Origin of the sequence: Amycolatopsis sp. MtRt-6, from assembly GCF_017308975.1 — a bacterium.
Lineage (GTDB): Bacteria > Actinomycetota > Actinomycetes > Mycobacteriales > Pseudonocardiaceae > Amycolatopsis.
Genome location: NZ_JADWPD010000001.1, coordinates 665,491 through 683,583, shown reverse-complemented (window position 1 = coordinate 683,583; position 18,093 = coordinate 665,491). Strand labels below are relative to the sequence as shown.

General features: G+C 71.1%; 18 protein-coding genes and 2 pseudogenes. 7 read left to right on the top strand and 13 right to left on the bottom strand.

Annotated features, from left to right (window positions below; translation table 11 throughout):
• Positions 1-29: 29 nt before the first annotated feature.
• Positions 30-734 carry a FadR/GntR family transcriptional regulator gene (locus tag I4Q55_RS03395; RefSeq protein ID WP_206784482.1) on the top strand — a complete coding sequence of 235 codons (705 nt, stop codon included), beginning with the start codon at positions 30-32 and terminating at the stop codon, positions 732-734.
• Here I4Q55_RS03395 and I4Q55_RS03390 read toward each other — a convergent pair.
• The 3 genes from I4Q55_RS03390 to I4Q55_RS03380 are packed head-to-tail and all read right to left on the bottom strand — an operon-like array spanning position 716 to position 2,583.
• A complete protein-coding gene (locus I4Q55_RS03390) occupies positions 716-1,330 on the bottom strand; it encodes a TetR/AcrR family transcriptional regulator (RefSeq protein WP_206784481.1) in 615 nt (204 codons plus the stop codon). The two genes, I4Q55_RS03395 and I4Q55_RS03390, sit on opposite strands and share 19 nt — an antisense overlap.
• Positions 1,331-1,364: 34 nt before the next feature.
• The gene (locus tag I4Q55_RS03385; RefSeq protein WP_206784480.1) at positions 1,365-2,081 is read right to left on the bottom strand and encodes a hypothetical protein; all 717 of its coding nucleotides are present in this window, start codon (positions 2,079-2,081) and stop codon (positions 1,365-1,367) included.
• On the bottom strand, positions 2,074-2,583 hold the full coding sequence (locus I4Q55_RS03380) for a SigE family RNA polymerase sigma factor (protein WP_206784479.1): 510 nt from the start codon (positions 2,581-2,583) through the stop codon (positions 2,074-2,076). Before I4Q55_RS03380 ends, I4Q55_RS03385 begins: the two co-directional genes overlap by 8 nt.
• A gap of 137 nt (positions 2,584-2,720) precedes the next feature.
• Between I4Q55_RS03380 and I4Q55_RS03375 the strand changes: the two genes are divergently transcribed.
• The 3 genes from I4Q55_RS03375 (at position 2,721) to I4Q55_RS03365 (ending at position 5,238) form a co-directional block, all read left to right on the top strand.
• Positions 2,721-3,743, top strand: coding sequence for a low specificity L-threonine aldolase (locus I4Q55_RS03375; protein ID WP_206784478.1), 1,023 nt, complete (start codon positions 2,721-2,723; stop codon positions 3,741-3,743).
• A gap of 17 nt (positions 3,744-3,760) precedes the next feature.
• Complete coding sequence (locus I4Q55_RS03370; protein ID WP_206784477.1) at positions 3,761-4,339, top strand: HAD family phosphatase; 579 nt, start codon at positions 3,761-3,763, stop codon at positions 4,337-4,339.
• Positions 4,340-4,425: 86 nt separating this feature from the next.
• Positions 4,426-5,238, top strand: a complete 813-nt coding sequence (locus I4Q55_RS03365; protein ID WP_206784476.1) for an SAM-dependent methyltransferase — start codon at positions 4,426-4,428, stop codon at positions 5,236-5,238.
• Between the two features lie 3 nt (positions 5,239-5,241).
• Here I4Q55_RS03365 and I4Q55_RS03360 read toward each other — a convergent pair whose 3' ends face one another.
• From I4Q55_RS03360 to purD, 10 genes and pseudogenes are all read right to left on the bottom strand, one after another.
• Entirely contained in the window at positions 5,242-5,430 is a 189-nt protein-coding gene (locus I4Q55_RS03360) for a hypothetical protein (protein WP_091304819.1), read from the bottom strand.
• Positions 5,431-5,527: 97 nt separating this feature from the next.
• Positions 5,528-6,709 carry a pyridoxal phosphate-dependent aminotransferase gene (locus tag I4Q55_RS03355; protein WP_206784475.1) on the bottom strand — a complete coding sequence of 394 codons (1,182 nt, stop codon included), beginning with the start codon at positions 6,707-6,709 and terminating at the stop codon, positions 5,528-5,530.
• Positions 6,710-6,718: 9 nt separating this feature from the next.
• Positions 6,719-6,934: pseudogene (locus I4Q55_RS03350) on the bottom strand (transglycosylase SLT domain-containing protein); the annotation flags it as partial.
• A 1,707-nt stretch (positions 6,935-8,641) separates the two neighbouring features.
• A pseudogene (locus tag I4Q55_RS48950) lies at positions 8,642-8,896 on the bottom strand (WXG100 family type VII secretion target); the annotation flags it as partial.
• Positions 8,897-8,966: 70 nt separating this feature from the next.
• Complete coding sequence (locus I4Q55_RS03340) at positions 8,967-9,278, bottom strand: hypothetical protein (RefSeq protein WP_206784474.1); 312 nt, start codon at positions 9,276-9,278, stop codon at positions 8,967-8,969.
• Between the two features lie 133 nt (positions 9,279-9,411).
• On the bottom strand, positions 9,412-10,170 hold the full coding sequence (locus I4Q55_RS03335) for an ESX secretion-associated protein EspG (protein ID WP_206784473.1): 759 nt from the start codon (positions 10,168-10,170) through the stop codon (positions 9,412-9,414).
• A gap of 2 nt (positions 10,171-10,172) precedes the next feature.
• Positions 10,173-11,747: a hypothetical protein gene (locus I4Q55_RS03330; RefSeq protein ID WP_206784472.1), complete on the bottom strand. Its 1,575-nt coding sequence runs from the start codon at positions 11,745-11,747 to the stop codon at positions 10,173-10,175.
• A gap of 9 nt (positions 11,748-11,756) precedes the next feature.
• A complete protein-coding gene (locus I4Q55_RS03325; RefSeq protein WP_206784563.1) occupies positions 11,757-12,323 on the bottom strand; it encodes a DUF3558 domain-containing protein in 567 nt (188 codons plus the stop codon).
• Positions 12,324-12,339: 16 nt separating this feature from the next.
• Positions 12,340-12,720, bottom strand: coding sequence for a hypothetical protein (locus I4Q55_RS03320; RefSeq protein ID WP_206784471.1), 381 nt, complete (start codon positions 12,718-12,720; stop codon positions 12,340-12,342).
• A 124-nt stretch (positions 12,721-12,844) separates the two neighbouring features.
• Entirely contained in the window at positions 12,845-14,119 is a 1,275-nt protein-coding gene (purD, locus tag I4Q55_RS03315; RefSeq protein ID WP_206784470.1) for a phosphoribosylamine--glycine ligase, read from the bottom strand.
• 217 nt (positions 14,120-14,336) lie between these two features.
• Here purD and I4Q55_RS03310 point away from each other — a divergent pair, with 217 nt between their 5' ends.
• The 3 genes from I4Q55_RS03310 to I4Q55_RS03300 all read left to right on the top strand — a co-directional run bounded on the left by I4Q55_RS03310 (position 14,337) and on the right by I4Q55_RS03300 (position 18,052).
• A complete protein-coding gene (locus I4Q55_RS03310; RefSeq protein ID WP_206784469.1) occupies positions 14,337-15,473 on the top strand; it encodes a glycerophosphodiester phosphodiesterase in 1,137 nt (378 codons plus the stop codon).
• A gap of 37 nt (positions 15,474-15,510) precedes the next feature.
• A complete protein-coding gene (locus I4Q55_RS03305) occupies positions 15,511-16,446 on the top strand; it encodes a serine hydrolase domain-containing protein (protein ID WP_307793097.1) in 936 nt (311 codons plus the stop codon).
• Between the two features lie 70 nt (positions 16,447-16,516).
• Positions 16,517-18,052, top strand: a complete 1,536-nt coding sequence (locus I4Q55_RS03300; RefSeq protein WP_206784468.1) for an amino acid permease — start codon at positions 16,517-16,519, stop codon at positions 18,050-18,052.
• The last annotated feature ends 41 nt before the right edge of the window (positions 18,053-18,093 follow it).

The window sequence follows — 18,093 nt, the reverse complement described above, 5'->3', positions numbered from 1 at the left end:
CACCACCTGCCTGCTGAGAGGGCCCTCCATTGACCGAACACCGGCCACGCGGGCTGCACGGCCAGACCGTGGAGGCACTGGCCAGCCGGATCCTCTCCGACGAGTGGGGTGAGGGCACCGTCCTGGACCTGCCCGCGCTGCGCGAAGAGCTCGACATCAGCCTGACCGCGCTGCGCGAAGCGCTGAAGGTGCTGGCGGCCAAGGGCATGATCGACGCCCGGCAGAAGCGCGGCACCTTCGTCCAGCCGCGCGAGAAGTGGAACATGCTCGACGCCGACGTCATGCGCTGGCAGACCGCGGCCGCCGACGATCCCGGGTTGCTCGACGAGCTGACCGAGGTCCGGGCGGTCGTCGAGCCCGCCGCCGCCCGGATCGCCGCCGGGCGGGCGACCGAGGAAGACGTCGAGGCGCTGCGGGACGCGCTCGCGGACATGGCCGCGGCAGGCGACGACCCGGAAGCGAGCGTCCAGGCCGACCTCGCCTTCCACCGGCGGCTGATGGCCGCCACGCACAACAACTTCCTGATGCGGATGGAACGGATCATCGCGATCGGGCTGGCCGAGCGCGACAAGGTGGTGCACGGCGCCTCGACCGCGGAAGACCCGGTGCCAAGCCACCGGAAGGTGTTCGACGCGATCGTCGCGGGCGACCCGGCCGCGGCCGAACAGGCGATGCTGACCCTGGTCACGAAGGCCCGCGAAGACCTGGAGAAAGCTCAGCGCGCCCGGTCGTGAGCGGCGGGCTCCAGCGCCGCCTGGAGCATCCGGGCCGCCGCCGCGCGGGGCTCCGGGTCGACCGCGATCAGGGCGTTGACGACGGCGCCGTCGACCAGCGCGACCAGCCGCTCCAGCTCGATGGCGGTGACCGGAGTGCCCGAGCGGGCGAAGATCTCCGTCAGCAGCTCGTTGAGCTGCGCCGACAGCGTCCGCATCAGCGGCCGCAGGTACGGGCGGCGGCCGGTCGCCACCAGCCGCTCGTACCGCAGGAGGACGGCTTCGGCGTCGGCCGCCGGGTCGCCGCTCTCCGGGCCGAGCAGCATGTCCAGCACCAGGTCGACGGTGGCCTGCACGCCGCGGTTGCGGGTCGCGAGCTCCTCCAGCCGGCGGCGGCCGGTCGCCAGCTCGGCGTTCGAGTGGTGCTCGACGGCCGCGGTGACCAGGTCTTCCAGCGAGTCGAAGTAGTACGTCGTCGACGCGAGCGGCAGGCCGGCCCGCTCGGCGACCGCCCGGTGCCGCACGGCGTCGAACCCGCCCTCGACGAGCAGTTTCGCGGCGGCCTCGACGAGCGCGGCGCGCCGTCTCTCCCCCTTCGGGGTGGTCGCAGCGGTCATGGCCGGTCATTCTGCCAACCGGGCGGGCCCGGGCTCAGAAGCGGGGCGCGAGATCGTGCGCGAACTGCTCCACCTGACCCGCGTACGGCGCCGTCGCTCCCGCAGCAGGCACGCTGACCAGCACCAACACCCCACCGGACGCGGTGCCCAGCTGCGCGGTGACCGTGCCGGCGGGCTGGGACTTGAAGACCACCGGGATGCCCCTCGGATACACCGCCGCGGCGACTTCGCCGCCCGGCACCGGGAACCCGGCGGACCGCGACGCCGTCGAACAGGCGCCGCCCGGGACGGCCTGCGCGGCGGAGACGTGGCCGGGGAGCTCGCCAGCGAGGGCAATGGCGAGCTCCCCGTCCACCTGTTCGCACCCGGAGGCGCCTTCGGCCAGCTGGCCGGTCTTCCCGTCCCCGGCACCCCCCTGCTGAGGTGGCTGGGCCGGGAAGTTCGGTGACTCCCCACCGACTTCAGGACGCATCGACCCGTCCCCGGGTTGCATGGCCCCCGGTCCGGAATGCGCGGGCACGCCGCTGTCCGTCGACGCGGTCATCGACTTGGGAGTACCCCCGGAGAGCATCCCGTACGCGCCGAACCCGACGACGACCAGCGCGGCGGCGCTCACCCCCGCGGAGATCCGGTTGCGGCGGCGCACGGTCTGGCGCCGGGATTCGCGGACGACGTCGTCCCGGGTGAACGTCGGCGACGGCGCGTCCGGGGGCGCGGCGGAGAACAACGAGCGCAGCTCCTGCTCATCCATTGGTCTCCACCTCCCGTTCGAGGACCTGCCTCAGGTTCGCCAGCCCGCGGGCGGTCTGGCTCTTGACGTTGCCTTCGCTGCAGCCCAGAGCCTTCGCCGCGCCGGTCACGTCGAGTCCTTCGAAGAACCGCATGACCAGCACCGCCCGCTGCTTGGGCGGCACTTCCTTCAGCGCCGCGAGCAGGTCTTCCCTGGTCGCGACGAGGTCGTCGAGGCCGGGCGTGTCGTCGGTGCGCTCCGGCAGCGTCTCGGTCTGCCACTCGCGCCGCCACGGACGCCGCGATTCGTCGATCGACGCCCGGACGAGCGTCTTGCGGACGTACGCGTCGGTCGCCGCGCGATCCCTGATCTTCTTCCACCTCCGGTGCAGTGCCACGAACGCCGTCTGCGCGAGGTCGTCCGCCCGGTGCCAGTCGCCGCAGAGCATGTACGCGGTCCGGCGCACGGCGTCCCGCCTGGCGGCGAAGTACTCCGCGAACTCCTGCTCGTCGCGCTGGTCCACGCGCAGTCGTGCTCCGCTCTGTTTGTCGTTCGCCCGCGAGGACGGAATCAGGGGCGTCCACGGTTGCACGGACCGAGCAGGTCACACCACTCCGGGCCTCATTGATCCCCACGCCGTGGGTGTGATGTGATCGCAACGTGACCTTCGCCCCGCCCGTACTGGACTTCCGCTCCGACACTGTCACCCGGCCGGATGACACGATGCGGGCGGCAATGGCCTCCGCCGAGGTCGGGGACAACGTCCTCGAGCGCGACCCCACGGTCGCGGCGCTGGAGGAGCGGGCGGCCCACGTCCTGGGCATGGCGGCGGCGCTCTGGGTGCCGAGCGGGACCATGGCCAACCTGATCGCGCTGAGCCTGCACCTGCAGCGCGGCGACCGGTTCCTCGCCACCCGCGGCGCGCACGTGCTGGTCAACGAGCTGGGCTCGGCGGCGTGGCTGGCCGGCGGGATGCCGGACATCCTCGAGCACGACGGCGGCCCGGGCCGCCCATCGCCCGACGCCCTCGCGGCCGCGATCGGACAACCCGGGCCATACTTCACATTACGGACATCGCTGCTCTGCCTCGAGAACACCCACAACGCGGCCGGTGGCGCGGTGACGCCGCCCGACGAGCACGCCCAGCTGCTGTCCGTCGCCAAGGAAGCGGGCCTGACCGTCCACCTCGACGGCGCCCGGCTCTGGCAGGCCGCGGTCGCGCTCGAAGTGCCGCCGGCCGCGCTGACCGTCGGCGTCGACACCGTGTCGGCCTGCTTCAGCAAGGGCCTCGGCGCGCCGGTGGGCTCGGTCGTCGCGGGCAGCACGGCGTTCGTCGAGCGGGCCCGCCGGATGCGGCAGATGCTCGGCGGCGGCGTCCGGCAGGGCGGCGTCCTGGCCGCGGCCTGCCTGATCGCCCTCGACCGCATCCCCGACCTCGCCGAGTCGCACGAGAACGCGCAGCGGCTCGCCGAGGGTCTGCGCGAGCACGGCTGGCCGACCAACGAACCCGACACCAACATCGTGCTCGCCGAGGTGCCCGACATCCCGACCGCGCTGACCTGGCTCGACTCGCTCGGCATCCGCGCGGTGCCGATGGCGGGCAAGGTCCGGTTCGTCACCCACCGGGACCTGAGCGCGGCCGACGTCGAAGAAGCCTTGCGCCGGATGAAATCCGGCGTCTGAGAAACCCTGGGGGAACCGTGAACTGGATCGTGTTCGACTACGGCGACGTGCTCAGCAAGCCGAGCGCCGCCCTGCCCGACCTCGCGGCGGCGATGCGCGCGCCGCTGCCGGAGTTCCTGGCGGCGTACTGGGAGTACCGCCTCCCGTACGACGCCGGCAGCACTCCGCTCGAGTACTGGCAGGCGGTCGGCAACGCCGTGGGCGCGTCCGTCGACGAGGCACTGTCGAACGAGCTGACCCGCATCGACGTCGAAGGCTGGGGACACCTGGAGCCGTCGTCGAAGGCGCTGCTCGAAGCGCTCTCCGAGGCCGGCGCGAACCTGGCGCTGCTCTCGAACGCGCCGGTGGCGTTCGGCGCGTGGGTCCGCGCGCAGGACTGGGCCCGGCACTTCCGCGTGACGCTGTTCTCCGGCGACGTCCGGTGCGTCAAGCCGGACGCGAAGATCTTCCGCCTCCTGCTCGACGAGCTCGGCGCCGAGCCGGCCGACTGCCTGTTCTTCGACGACCGCGAGTCCAATGTGGACGGCGCACGGGCGGTCGGGCTCCGCGCCCACGTCTGGAACGGTGCCGACGCGGCCCGCGCCTGGCTGGACTGAGGGCTCACCCGCACCGCACGGCCGCCTACCCGCCGTGATCTCCATGTCCTAGGCTGAGTGTCCCCACACTCCCCCGGTAGGTGCGCATGGCGAGCGAACGACCGTCGGCCCACGTCGACTTCGAACGGCCGAGCTACGCGCGCGTCTCCGACGCGCTGCTGGGCGGGCAGAACCACTACGAGCCCGACCGCGCCGTGCTGCGGCAGCTGACGGCCATCGCCCCCGAAGCCCCGGCCATGGCACGGGAAGTGCGGCAGTGGCTGGTCCGCGCCGTCCGCTACCTGACCGAGCGGCTCGACGTCGACCAGTTCCTCGACCTCGGTTCCGGCTTCCCGACGGCGGAGAACACCCACCAGGTGGCGCAGAAGTACAACCCGGAAGCGCACGTCGTGTACGTCGACGACGACCCGGTGGTGGGGGCGCACGGCCGGGCCCTCCTCGTCGACAACGACTTCACGCACATCTGCGGCACCGACCCGTTGAACCCCGGCGAGACGCTCGCCGGGGTCGAGCGGTTCATCGACTTCGAACGGCCCGCCGGGCTGGTGCTGTGCGGCGTCGTCGACCACATCGCCGACCTGCAGCAGGCGCAGCAGGTGGTCAAGTCCTACGTCGGCGCGCTGGCACCGGGTTCGTACCTGCTCCTGCTGCACCAGCACAACCCGGACGACGGTTCCGACGCGGCCGCCGTCGCGACGTCCCTGCAGGACAGGTTCGGCCGCACCGGGCTCGACACGCTCTACCGCTCCCGGGCCGAGATCACGTCGTTCTTCGACGGCCTCGACCTGCTCGAGCCCGGGTTGACCGCGCCGCACCTGTGGTGGCCGGACGGGCCGCGCCTGGCGCCGCTGACGCCGGTCAACTGGACGGCGCTGGGCGGTGTGGCGCGGATCCCCTGAGACTCAGTAACGGTTGATGCGCTTGTAGTCCTTCTTGCCGCTGATCGCCTTGTAGCCGGCCGCGCCGAGGAAGGCGATGCCGCCGATGATCGCGATCCACAGGACGGCCTTGAACACGAAGCCGATCACGGCGCCCAGCACCATGAACGCCACCCAGGCGACGATCAGGCCGCCGACGATCTTCCAGAACATGGCTCCTCCGATGCTTCCCCGTGGCCCCGCCGGCCCGATGACTCCACACTGCCACCTGCCGCGGTGAAACTCCCCTCGGAACGGCAACGTTCGGGGTTTATTCAGGGTTCCCCCTGGCCAGCCACGCCCCGAGCCTGCGGACGCCTTCGTCGATGTCCTCGGCGCTGCCGGCGAAGGAGAACCGGACGTACTTGCCGCCGTCGACCGGGTCGAAGTCGACGCCGGGGGTGATGGCGAGCCCGGTGTCGGCGAGCAGCCGCTGGCACCAGCTCAGGCTGTCTTCGGTGTAGGCGCTGACGTCGGCGTACGCGTAGAAGGCGCCGTCGGCCGGGGCGAGCTTGTCGAGACCGATGCGCCGCAGGCCGGCGAAGAGCCGGTCGCGGTTGGCGCGGTACCGCTCGACGTGGGCGTCGGCTTCCGCGTAGGCCTCCGGTGTGAAGGCGGCGAGGGCCGCGTACTGCGAAACCGCGGGCGGGCAGATCGTGAAGTTGCCGGTCAGGACGTCGATCGCGCGGTGCAGCCGCTGCGGGGCGAGCATCCAGCCGAGCCGCCACCCGGTCATCGCGAAGTACTTCGAGAAGCTGCCGAGCACGATCGGCTCCCGGCCGTACTGCCACGCGCAGTCGAGCTCGGCGCCGTAGGAGATGCCGTGGTAGATCTCGTCGCTGATCAGCTGAACGCCGTGCGACGCGCACCACCCGGTGATGGCGGCCAGTTCGCCGGGCGGCAGCACGGTCCCGGTCGGGTTGCTCGGGCTGGCGACGATCAGGCCGTCGATCGGGCCGAGCTCGTCGAGGAGATCTGTCGTCGGCTGGAAGTTGGTTTCCGCGGAGGTGGCGAACTCGACGACCTCGCAGCCGAGGACGGAGAGCAGGTTGCGGTAGGCGGGGTAGCCGGGCCGCGCCATGGCGACCTTGGCGCCGGGGTCGAAGGCGCTGAGGAAGGCGAGCAGGAAACCCCCGGACGACCCGGTGGTCAGGACGACGTCGTGCGCCTGGACGTCGACGTCGTACCGCTTCCGGTAGTGCCCGGCGACGGCTTCGCGCAGCTCCGGGATACCGAGCTGTTCGGTGTAGCCGAGGGTGCTGTCTTCCAGGGCTTTCCGCGCGGCTTCGAGCACGGGCTTCGGCGCGGCCGCGGACGGCTGCCCGGCGGCGAGCGACACGAGATCGCCGTGACTGCGCTGCCGGGACCCGGCCGCGGAGAGGACGTCCATGACGTGGAAGGGCGGCACGCCGGCCCGCAGCGCGGGCCCGGCGAAAGCTCCGAGGTCGGCCATGGGGTCAGGCTAGTAGCCGCGGTAGGCACCACCGTGCGCCATGGCCTTGATGCCGGGCACGTTGTCCAGGCTCCCGTACCGGTCGAAGGAGTAGCGGACACCCGCGATGATGTTGTCGACCGGGTTGTAGATGTTGTCGTGCCCGGGGAGCTTGTGGGCGTTGAAGGTGGAGTCGATGCACTGCATGAGCCCCTTGGACGGGTGCCCCGCGGCGGCGTTCGAATTGCCGGTCAGGAAGATGTGGTCACCTTCCTGAGCAGTCCACGTGCCCAGTTCCGTGGTCACGCACCAGACGTCACCCCGCGCGGCGGCTTCCTTGCGCAGGAAAGCGCCGGTGATGATCGGGTTGTTGAGGTGCACGGAGAACTCGGGGCGCCATGTCTCCGGCTGGTTCTTCCGCTCCACGGGCAGCACCCGGGGCCGGGCGCCGGACAGGTAACCAGCCAGCGCGATCGCGTCGAGGACCGCACCGGGCGCCTGGTAGACGACGACCTGAGGTTGCGAGTAACCGGGCCGCGCGTACCGGGTTCCCTCGGCGTCGGTGATCGCTTCGAGCCACGCCTCGCGCTGCGTGGTTGACATCGCCAGCACCTGAGCGACCGCGTCGGACCGGGGATGCCCGGCGCGCACCAGCAGGTCCTGGGCGTAGTCGTGGTCCAGCCGGAACTGGTGCCGTGGCCCGCACCCGCCGCGATCGTCGACGTACAGCGCGTGCGGCACACCGTCGAGGAGCTTGCGGAGCTTCGCCACCATTTCGGGCTTCGACTGCGCGATCGACATCGTCGGCCGGTGCCGGCGGGACTCGATGTGGCCGTCGCCGGCGATCCACCCGAGGATGGCGGCTTCGGAGACGCTGATGTCGAGGGAAGATTCGGTCGCGGCCGGTGCCGACAGGAGGATCCGGTCGCGTGACCGGACGTCCTCGGTGGTGACGAAGCCGGCTTCCCTCGCGTAGCGGTGATCCTGCTTCGGCGAAACGAAGCCGTGCTTCTTGCGCCGGTGCACCGCGACGCCGTTCGCCGGCTGCCGCACCGCCCGCGGCTCCCAGCCGCACTCCGGGCAGACCACCGGCAGATCGGTGCGTCCGATGCTGACCCGAGGCAGGTTGAGCCAGCGGTGGTTCGGCGTCGTGGTCGCCTGCCAGCGCGTGTTGCTCATCCGGACCAGTTCGGCGTCTTCGTGGTGGACGACCCGGGTGATCCGTGTCCACTCGCTCCGCCCGGTGGCCGGGTTGAAGCCGATCGTCTCGTCGCCGACCTCGACCGCGTCGTGCTTCAAAAGCCCGCGCCTGGTCACGATCAGCGTGTCCAGCGGTACGCAGTCCCAGTTGTTGATGGCGTTGGGATTTCCGCCGGACTCGTGCTGGATGATCGCCCAGATCTTCGGGATGTCCGCGTCCGTGACCGGAATCCCCGCGGCCTGGAGAGCCTTCATCGCCTCCTGGATCCACTGCTGGACGTTGCCCGGGGGCGGCGAGGACGGCGGGCCACCGCTCGGCCCGAGGCCACCGCCGCCACCTCCGCCGCCACCACCACCGCCTCCGCCCCCGTGGGAGGAGCCGTTGCTGTGGATGCCGCCCGTGCTCTTGGGGGCCGAGGCGGAGCTGTTCGGGAGCGGGACCTGGTCGTAGCCGCCCTCGATCTGCTGGGACATCAGCTTCTGGGAGGCCTTGATCGCCGTGTCGGCCTGGGTTTGCAGGCCCGTCACGTCGCTCTCGAAGCCGGCGGTGATGTTGTGGATGTCCGTCTTCGCGGTGGCCAGGATCTGGTCGGCGCTGGGGCTGGGGCCCGGCTTGCCTTCGTCGTGCGCCTTCTTCGCCGCGGCCAGGGCGTTGTTGATGTCGGTTTCGGCCTTGGCGTTGCGGTCGTTGACGGCCTTTTCCGCGGCGAGCTGCTTGTCCCCGACGTTCTTCTTGATCTGGTCGAGGGTCCTCGCGAGGTCGTCGAGGTCCTTGGCGACGTCCTCGAGGTGGGTCTGCACCTTGGTGCCGGCGTCGCGGACCTGGCGGACGTACCTGAAGAACTCGTCGGCCGCGGGCCCGGCCCACACCTTCGCGTCCAGCGCGTCGGTGGAGCTCTTCAAAGAGGCGTTGTGGTCACCGGCGTTCTTTCCGGCCTCGCGGAACTGCGCGGCCGCCGCGGTGATTTTTCCCAAATCGACCTTTTCGACCTGGTCGACCTTCTTCATGAAGGCTTCCCAGTTGTCCGGCGTTCCGGCGCCGCCCCCGTTCAAACCCACTCTGGTGCCCCCTGCTACTTCACTTGTCGACGTGCAGCTTGAGGTCGCTCGCGCCGACCTGGTCGGTCTCGGCGATCAGGCCCGCGGCCTTGCGCATGGCGAACCCCAGCGCCTCCATGTGCTTGCCGGCGGCGTCGAACTGGTTGTGCACGCCGTCCTTGAACTTGCCGACGGCGCCGTGCGCGTCGCCCGTCTCATCCATCCCGCCGAAGGGGCTTTCCTTCTCGTGGTCCAGGCCGGTGACCTTCTGCTTGGACTTCTCGAACTCGTCCTTGAGCTTCTCCACCTGGCCGGCCGCAATGGCCATCGATTCGGTGTCGTAGACAGGCACGGTTCGTCATCCCCTTCGGAAACTTGTCTCCGCCTGCTCGGACGTCGTCATGACCAGGACGGTTCCCGCGCTTACTTTATGACTTTCCGAGGGGCGCGCGTACGGTTCCCGGCCAACTTCCACCCGGCGGGGATCAGGCCTCCGCCACCAGTTCACGAATCCGCGTCGCCAGCAGGGCGTTGTCCGCCGGGGTCACAGTGGCCCACTCGCGGCCGTCGCGGTCGGGGCCGACCTGGAACAGGTAGCGGCCCGCGTCCGTGTCGAAGAACGCCACCACCCGGTCCGCGCGGTGGACCACTCCGTCGCGTGACGTGCGTTCCGCGCCGAACTGGCCGCGGGCCTCCTGGCCCAGCAGCATGCCCGACAGTTCCTGGGCCTGGAACAACGGCACGCCGCGGTCTTCCAGGGCCGTGACCAGTCCCTTCGCGTCGCCCTTCGCCGCCGCGTCGGCGGATTTCACCACGTCGTAGGGGAGGCTGACTGTCTGGCCGATGCCGGGGCCCAGGTCGCCCGCCACCGAGACCGCCGCCTCCGCGAGGCCGTCCTCCGTGGCCGGGATCAGCCAGACCTCGCCATTGTCCACCACCGCGAGCACCGCCTGGCCGCGCAAGCTGACCGCGCGGCCGCGGATCTCGCGTTCGGCCCACACCCACACGTCGATCGCGGACTGCGGGCGCGCCAGCAGGTGCAGCAGGTCGGCCAGTTCACCGGACACCCGCTTGTTACGGGCCAGGCGCCGCTCGGTCAGCGACGTCCAGGCCGACTCGACGAGCTCGAGCCGCTCGGTGCGGGTGGTTCCTTCGCTCGGCACGTCCAGCGCGACGTGCCGGCGGGGCAGGTCGAAGGACTCCCAGAGCACGTCGAACTCGAGGGCCGACAAGACGAGCGACACGGTCAGCGACCGTCCCGGCCGTGTTCGCCGAGCACGTCGGGGGAAACCATCCGCTGGTCGGCGAAGAGGTCCTGGTCGTCGACGCCGTAGCGGCGGACGTGTTCGGCGTCCTCCTCCCGCGGTGCCGCCTCGGACAGGAACTTCGCCTCGCCGGGCTTCTGCTTCGGGCTGATCTGCTCCGACTTCCGCAGCGCGACGGCCTCCTCCTCGGGCAGCTCGCCCACCGGCAACGGCCGGACCGGGCCCTTCGGCTGGCCCTTCTCGCGCCGCTGACGTTCCTTGTCGCCGCTCAGCGCGCCGCCGGCCACGCCGGCCCCGATCGCCGCCGCGCCCGCGCCGATGTCGCCGGGGGTCGCGCCGGGCTTCACCACGAAGCCGCGTTCGCCGGTGAACTGGCCGGGCTGGAGCGGGGCCTGCGGCATCGCGCCGACCGTGCGGCCCTTGGCCAGCAACCCGTCCGGGCCGCGGCCGGCCGAGCTGTCGATGCCGGTCGCACCGCCGGGGGCGCTGCCGCCACCGCCGCCGAGCGACTTGATCGGCGCCGTCGCGGGGGCCGAGCCGGGCGGCAGCGCGCCGGGCGCGCCCGGCGGGACGAACGGCTCGCCGTGGCCACCACCCGCCGGACCGGGGGTGAAGCGGCCGGACGGATCGCCGGACGTGCCGCGGCCCGGGGCCGGGACCCAGCCGGGGCCGGGCGACACCGTCGGCGGCTTCGCGCTCGACGGTGTCGTCGAACTCGGCGTCGTGTGCTGGGCGGCGGGCGCGGCGCCCACCGAGCCGGTCTGCCGCGACTGCCGCACGGGCCCGGACGGCTGCTGCGCCGCGACGCCGTACGCCGGGGTCGGCGGATCGGCGTGGACGGTGTGGGAGACCGGCTGCACCGCCGGCGGTTCGACGCGCACCGACCGGACGTTGTCCGAAGCCGGCTTCACGCCGCCGTCCGGCGTCACCTCGACCGCGGCGCCGGCGACGTCCAGCACTCCCGGCGTGATGCCGGGAGCGGCCAGCTTCAGCGACTCCGGGTCGGACAGCGCCTGCGTCGCGAGCAGGTTCGTGCCGCTCTGCTGCGCGTACTCGTTCAGCGCCTGCTGTGCCTGGGCCTTGGCGTCGTTCGCGGCCTCGACCTGGCGAGCGTGGTCGGTCTCGAAGCCGATCAGGCTCATCAGCAGGCCGTCGGTGAGGGTGAAGCCGCCCGCGCCCTTCCGGACCGTCTCGGCGTCCGGCAGCTTGTACTTGGTGCGGTTGAAGGCCTCGCCCTGCTCGAACACCATTTCCGCGGCGTGCGCGACCTTCGTGGTGGCGTCCTGGGAGAAGCCGGCCTGCTCGGTGAACACCTGGCTCGCCGCGCCGCCGGCCTGGCTCTGCCACTCGACGCCGAGCTCCAGCAGCTGCGCGCGCAGCGTCTGGTCGGTGTGGGCGAGCGCGGTCGCGACGGCCTTCAGCGCGTCGACGGCGGTGCCGATGCTGCCGGTGCCGTCGCCGTTGATCATCCGGGTGATCTGGTCGGCGATCGCGGTGTTGGTCCAGCCGTCGAACCGGTGGTTCTGGATCCCGGCCGCGAGCTCGGAGAATTCCACGCGCCCTCCCTAGTTGCGTGCTTTCAGGGTCTGCAACGCCAGGTCGGCGGCGTGGGCCGACATGTCGCACAGCTGCGGCTGGGTGAGCTTGCCGCGGGTGATGGCGAAGGTCTGGACGGCGAGCGTCTGTCCCTTCGCGACGCCGACGAGCGTCTCGCAGTCGGCCGGGTCGCCGGCCGCGCGGTAGTTCGTCAGCGCCGGGTAGCCACCGATGGTCTTCGGTTCGGTGGTCATGCTGTTCTTCTTGCGGGTGCCGGTGATCCACTGTTCGAGGTCCGCCGGCACCGCGCGGACGTGGTAGGCGTGCACGGGCTCGGCGCCGTCGGCGTCGAACACGCAGGTCGGGCCGTCCTGCTCCGGCGCCTGCCGCGGCACGCTGGTGATCTTCAGCGCGTCGAGCTGCACCTGGGGGAAGATCTCGCACAGTTCGACGCCCTGCAGCGACAGGTCGGCCGGGCGCTGCGGCAACTGGGCCGCCTTGGCGCTCTGCGACGCGGCCGTGGCGGCCGTCTCGACCGGGTACGGCGTGCCTTCGGTGCCCGCGGAGCAGCCGGCGAGCGCCGCCGTCGCGAGCACGCCTCCGGCGATCCGGTTACGCACCGTGCTTGCCGCGGTCACCGAACACCGCCGCCTTCTCCTCTTCGCTGATCTTGTAGTCCTTCGCGGCTTCGCGCAGCTGCTCGACCAGGCGCTTGAGGCCGGCGACGTACTCGCGGACCTGGCCCGCGTAGGAGCGGTCGCCGTCGGCGATGAGGGTGTTCCAGGCCTGGACCGACTGGGTGCTGATCACGTCCGCGGACGGGGAGTCGATCCGCAGCTGGCCGAGCTTGGTCAGCAGCTGGTCTTCGAGCGCGTTGGCCTGCTCTTCGACGATCCGGGCGACGTCGAGGAGCTTGTCCGGGTGGACCAGGACGTCCGCGGCCGCCGGCGCCACCGGGACGGCCGAGCTGAGGTCGTACGAGGGTCCTGACATGCTCTCCCCTGACGTCATACGGACAGTGACCGGCCGGCTCCCGTCGAGGCTACCAACGCGGGTGTGGCGGCAGCCTGAGTTTGGACGAAGAGTGTGCCCGGCCGGTTCCCCCGATCCGTGGAAATCAGGCGCGCTGTTTCGCCGCCGGGGCGCCGACCTCGCCGTTCGCCGCCTTCAACGCGATGTCCGTGCGGTGGTGCGAGCCCGCGAGGTGGACCTTCTCGACGATCTCGTAGGCGTGCTTGCGCGCCGACTTGAGCGTCTTGCCGGTGCCGACGACCGAGAGCACGCGGCCGCCGGCGGAGACGACGGCGCCGTCGTCGCGGCGGCGGGTGCCGGCGTGCAGGACGCCTTCCAGCTCGGCTCCGGTGATGATGTCGCCGGTGCGCGGCTTGCCCGGGTAGCCGTCGGCCGCGACGACGACGGTGACGGCGGCGCCGCCCGCCCACTCCAGCGGCGGGTGCTCGGCGAGCTTGCCGGTGGCGGTGGCGTGCATCAGCCCGGCGATCGGGGTGCGCAGCAGGGCCAGCACGACCTGCGTCTCCGGGTCGCCGAAGCGGCAGTTGAACTCGATGACCTGCGGACCGTCGGAGGTCAGCGCGAGGCCGGCGTAGAGGAGGCCGGAAAAGGGGGCACCGCGGTTCACCAGCTCGTCGGCGACCGGCTGGACGACCGTCCTGACCAGCTCGTCGACCAGGTTTTCCGGCGCCCACGGCAGCGGCGCGTAGGCACCCATGCCGCCGGTGTTCGGGCCGGCGTCGCCGTCGCCGACGCGCTTGAAGTCCTGCGCGGGCAGCAGCGGGACGACGGTGTTGCCGTCGACGAAGCAGAACAGCGAGGCCTCCGGTCCGTCCAAAAAGGACTCCAGGAGGACCGGGTGCCCGCCGTCGAGCAGCATGATGGCGTGCTTGCGCGCGACGTCGATGTCCCGCGTGACGACGACGCCCTTGCCGGCGGCCAGCCCGTCGTCCTTGACCACCCAGGTCGGGCCGAAGCGCGCGAGCGCGGCATCGAGCCGGGCCGGGTTGTCGACGACCTCGCACCGCGCGGTCGGCACGTTCGCGGCAGCCATGACGTCCTTGGCGAAGGCCTTCGAGCCTTCGATCCGGGCGGCGGCGGCGGAGGGGCCGAAGCAGGCGATGCCGGCCTTGCGGACGGCGTCGGCGACCCCGGCGACGAGCGGCACCTCGGGACCGACCACGACCAGGTCGGCGTGCCAGCTCTTCGCGAGCGCCGCGACCGCGGCCGGGTCGGCGGCGTCGACGCCGAGCTGCTCGGCGACGGCGGCGGTCCCGGCGTTGCCGGGCGCGCAGGCCAGGGCCGTGACCGCGGGGTCGCCGGACGCCGCGAGGACGAGTGCATGCTCCCGGGCGCCGGAGCCGATTACCAGTACGCGCACGCCGCACAGCGTATCCGGCCGGGTTCGCGGGGGACATCGCGCCGTCGCCGGGAGCCCGGCGCGGTGGCTCCGCGACAGGGTGGGCGGCTCGCCCGCGAACAGGAGTCCACGCGCCGTTTACCGGTTCGACCGGCCAGGTACGTACTTCGGACGCTTGCGACATCGAGGGTGGCGCGAGTACATCCAGGGCACACCCTGTGTGAAAAGAGGTCACGAGATGAAGCGCAAACGTGTCGGCGTCCTGGCACTGGCCGGGCTGGCGTTGCTCAGCGTCACCGGGTTCGCGATCGGGTCGGCGAATGCCGCCGAGAGCGGGTCCGCCGATGCGGCCGCGCACGGGCGGGGCCACCATGACCCCGTGATCATCGGACACCGCGGCGCGCCCGGGTACCGGCCGGAGCACACCCTCGCCTCCTACGAGCTCGCCTACCGGATGGGCGTCGACTGGGTCGACGTCGACCTCGTGCCCACCAAGGACGGCCAGCTCGTCGCCCGGCACGAGCCCGAGATCGGCGGCACCACCGACGTCGCGAAGCACCCTGAGTTCGCGAACCGGAAGAAGACCGTCGTGCTCGACGGCGTCACCACCACCGGGTGGTTCACGCAGGACTTCACGCTCGCCGAGCTGAAGACGCTGCGCGCCGTCGAACGGATCCCGCAGAACCGGCCGCACAACACGCTGTACAACGGCCGCTACCAGATCGCCTCCTACCAGGAGGTGCTCGACCTGACCAAGCGGCTCGGCAAGGAGCTGCGCCGGACGCTCGGCACCTACCCCGAGGTCAAGCACTCGACGTTCTTCCAGACCATCGGCAACCCGACCGAGCCGAAGCTGGTGGCGATCCTCAAGCGCAACGGCCTCGACCGGCCGGACGCGCCCGCGATCATCCAGTCGTTCGAGGTGTCGAACCTGATCGCGCTGCACAAGCAGGTCCGGACGCCGCTGCTGCAGCTGACGTCGGCGACCGGCGCCCCGGCCGACTTCGTCGCGAAGGGCGACCCGCGGACGTACAAGGACCTCGTGACGCCGCAGGGCCTGCGTGACATCGCGAAGTACGCGAAGTACCTCGGGCCGGAGAAGGCGCAGATCATTCCCCTGGACGCGGCCGGGAACCTGACCCGGCCGACCGCGCTCGTCGCCGACGCGCACCAGGCCGGCCTGCAGGTGCAGCCGTACACCTTCCGGAACGAGAACCCGTTCCTGCCCGCGAACCTGCGCTCGTCGGCCGAGCCGGACGCCTACGGTGACGTCTTCACCGAGGAAGCGGCGTTCTTCCGGGCCGGCGTCGACGGCTTCTTCGCCGACCAGCCGGACACCGCGCTGGAGGCGCTGCACGCGTTCCTCGGGCGGTAACTCTGCCCTTAAGTGATTGGCCGCGAAGGGGGCTTCCGTGGACGCTGTGTCCATGGAAGCCCCCTTTTCCGGCGTCGTACTGGTCAGCCGCGGCGACGAGACGCTGCTCGCCGAAGCGTCCGGGTACGCGCACGTCGCCCACCGCATCGAAAACACCGTCGGCACGCGGTTCGCGATCGCCAGCGGCACCAAGGGGTTCACCGCGCTGGTCGTCGTCGGCCTCGTCGCCGAGGGCCTGCTGAAGCTGGAGACCACCGCGCGCGAGGTCCTCGGCGCCGACCTGCCGCTGATCGATGCCGCGGTGACCGTCGAGCACCTGCTGACGCACACATCCGGGATCGGCGACTACTGCGACGAAGAGGCCGAGCCGCCGCCGAATCCGCTGCTCGCCACGTCCGCCGACTACCTCGCCGCGCTCGACGGCTTCCCGCAGCGCACGCCACCGGGCCGGGAGTTCCGCTACAACAACGGCGCGTTCGTCGTCCTCGCGGTGATCGCCGAACGGATCGCGGGCATACCTTTCGCCGACCTCGTGCGGACCCGGGTGACCGAGCCGGCCGGGATGACGGACACGGCGTTCCTCCGCTCGGACGCGCTGCCGGCCCGGACGGCGACCGGCTACCTCGAAGACGGCCGCACCAACGTGTTCAGCCTGCCGGTCGTGGGCCACGGCGACGGCGGGATCTACAGCTCGGCACCGGACTTCCGGAAGTTCTGGCCCGCGCTCCTCGACGGCAGGCTCGTGCCGAGCGAATGGGTGACGCGGATGCTGCGGCCGCACGCCGACGGCTACGGCCTCGGCTTCTGGCTGCCCCGGCCCGGCGTGGTCCGGCTGGAGGGCGGCGACCACGGCGTCACGTTCCGGAGCACGCACGAGCCGGCGTCCGGGCTCACCGCGACCCTCATCTCGAACGACCACCGAGGTGGCGGGCCCCTGCTGCGGCGGCTGGACGAGTTCTTGACGAAGGCTTGACACCCTCCGGGACCGGGGCTACCTTCGGCGAATTCAATGGTCTGGCCGCATACCTTTCAAGAGGTGCCCGATGGATGTTTCCGACCAGCAGACCACCCCCGACGACGACGCGGCCCGGCTGCACCAGCTGGGCTACGCGCAAGAGCTGAAACGGACGATGTCGGCGTTCTCGAACTTCGCCGTCTCGTTCACGATCATCTCGATCCTCTCCGGCTGCCTCACGCTCTACGGCTTCGGCATGAAGACCGGCGGCCCGGCCGCGATGATCTGGGGCTGGCCACTGGTCGGGCTGTTCGTCATCCTGGTCGGGCTCGGCATGGCCGAGGTCTGCTCCAGCTACCCGACCGCCGGCGGGCTGTACTACTGGGCCGCGAAGCTCGCGCCCGGCAAGTCCGGACCCGCGTGGTCGTGGTTCACCGGCTGGTTCAACCTCATCGGCCAGATCGCGGTCACCGCGGGCATCGACTTCGGAGCGGCGCTGTTCCTCAACGCGTTCCTCGACCTGCAGTTCGGCTTCGAGGCGACACCGGGGCACACGATCCTGCTGCTGGCGATCATCCTCGTGGTGCACGGCCTGCTGAACACCTTCGGCGTGCGGATCGTGGCGATCCTCAACAACGTCAGCGTGTGGTGGCACCTCATCGGCGTGCTGGTGATCGTCGGCGTGCTGATCTTCGTGCCGGCCAAGCACCAGGACGCGTCGTTCGTCTTCGGCAGCTTCGTCAACCAGACGGGCTGGGGCTCGGCGTTCTACGTCTTCGCGCTGGGTCTGTTGGTGGCGCAGTACACGCTGACCGGTTATGACGCGTCCGCGCACATGACCGAGGAGACGAAGAGCGCGGCAACGGCCGGGCCGCGCGGCATCGTCATGTCGATCGTCGTCTCGCTCGTCGCCGGCTGGATCCTGCTGATCGGCCTGACGTTCGCGATCCAGGACTACGACGGCGCTGTCGGCTCGGCCACCGGCGTGCCGCCCGCGCAGATCTTCATCGACGCCACCGGCGCCGTCACCGGCAAGTTCCTGTTGCTGATCTGCATCGGCGCCCAGCTGTTCTGCGGCATGGCGTCGGTGACGGCGAACTCGCGGATGATCTACGCGTTCGCTCGCGACGGCGCGATCCCGGGATCGGGCTTCTGGCACCGGATCAACAAGCGCACGCAGACGCCGACCAACGCGGTGTGGCTCGCCGCGGGCGGCGCGCTGGTGCTGGCCCTGCCGTACCTGTGGAGCGCGACGGCCTACGCGGCGGTGACGTCGATCGCCGTGGTGGGACTGTATGTGGCGTACGTGATCCCGGTGTTCCTGCGCGTCCGCCGTGGCGACTCGTTCGAGCCGGGGCCGTGGACGCTCGGCAAGTGGGGCAAGCCGGTCGGCATCGTCGCGACGGTGTGGGTCGCGCTGATCTTCGTGCTCTTCATGCTGCCGCAGGTTTCGCCGGTGACCGCCGATTCGTTCAACTACACGCCGATCGCCTTCCTCGTGGTGCTGGGCGGGGCCGCCCTGTGGTGGGCGGTTTCGGCCCGGAAGTGGTTCAAGGGGCCGAAGGTGCAGGGGTCGGAGGCGGAACTGGCCGCGGTGGAACAGGAACTCAAGGAACTGGGCTGAGTTGTCGTGGGTGGTGAGGCGGGGTTCGAACCCCGCCTCAC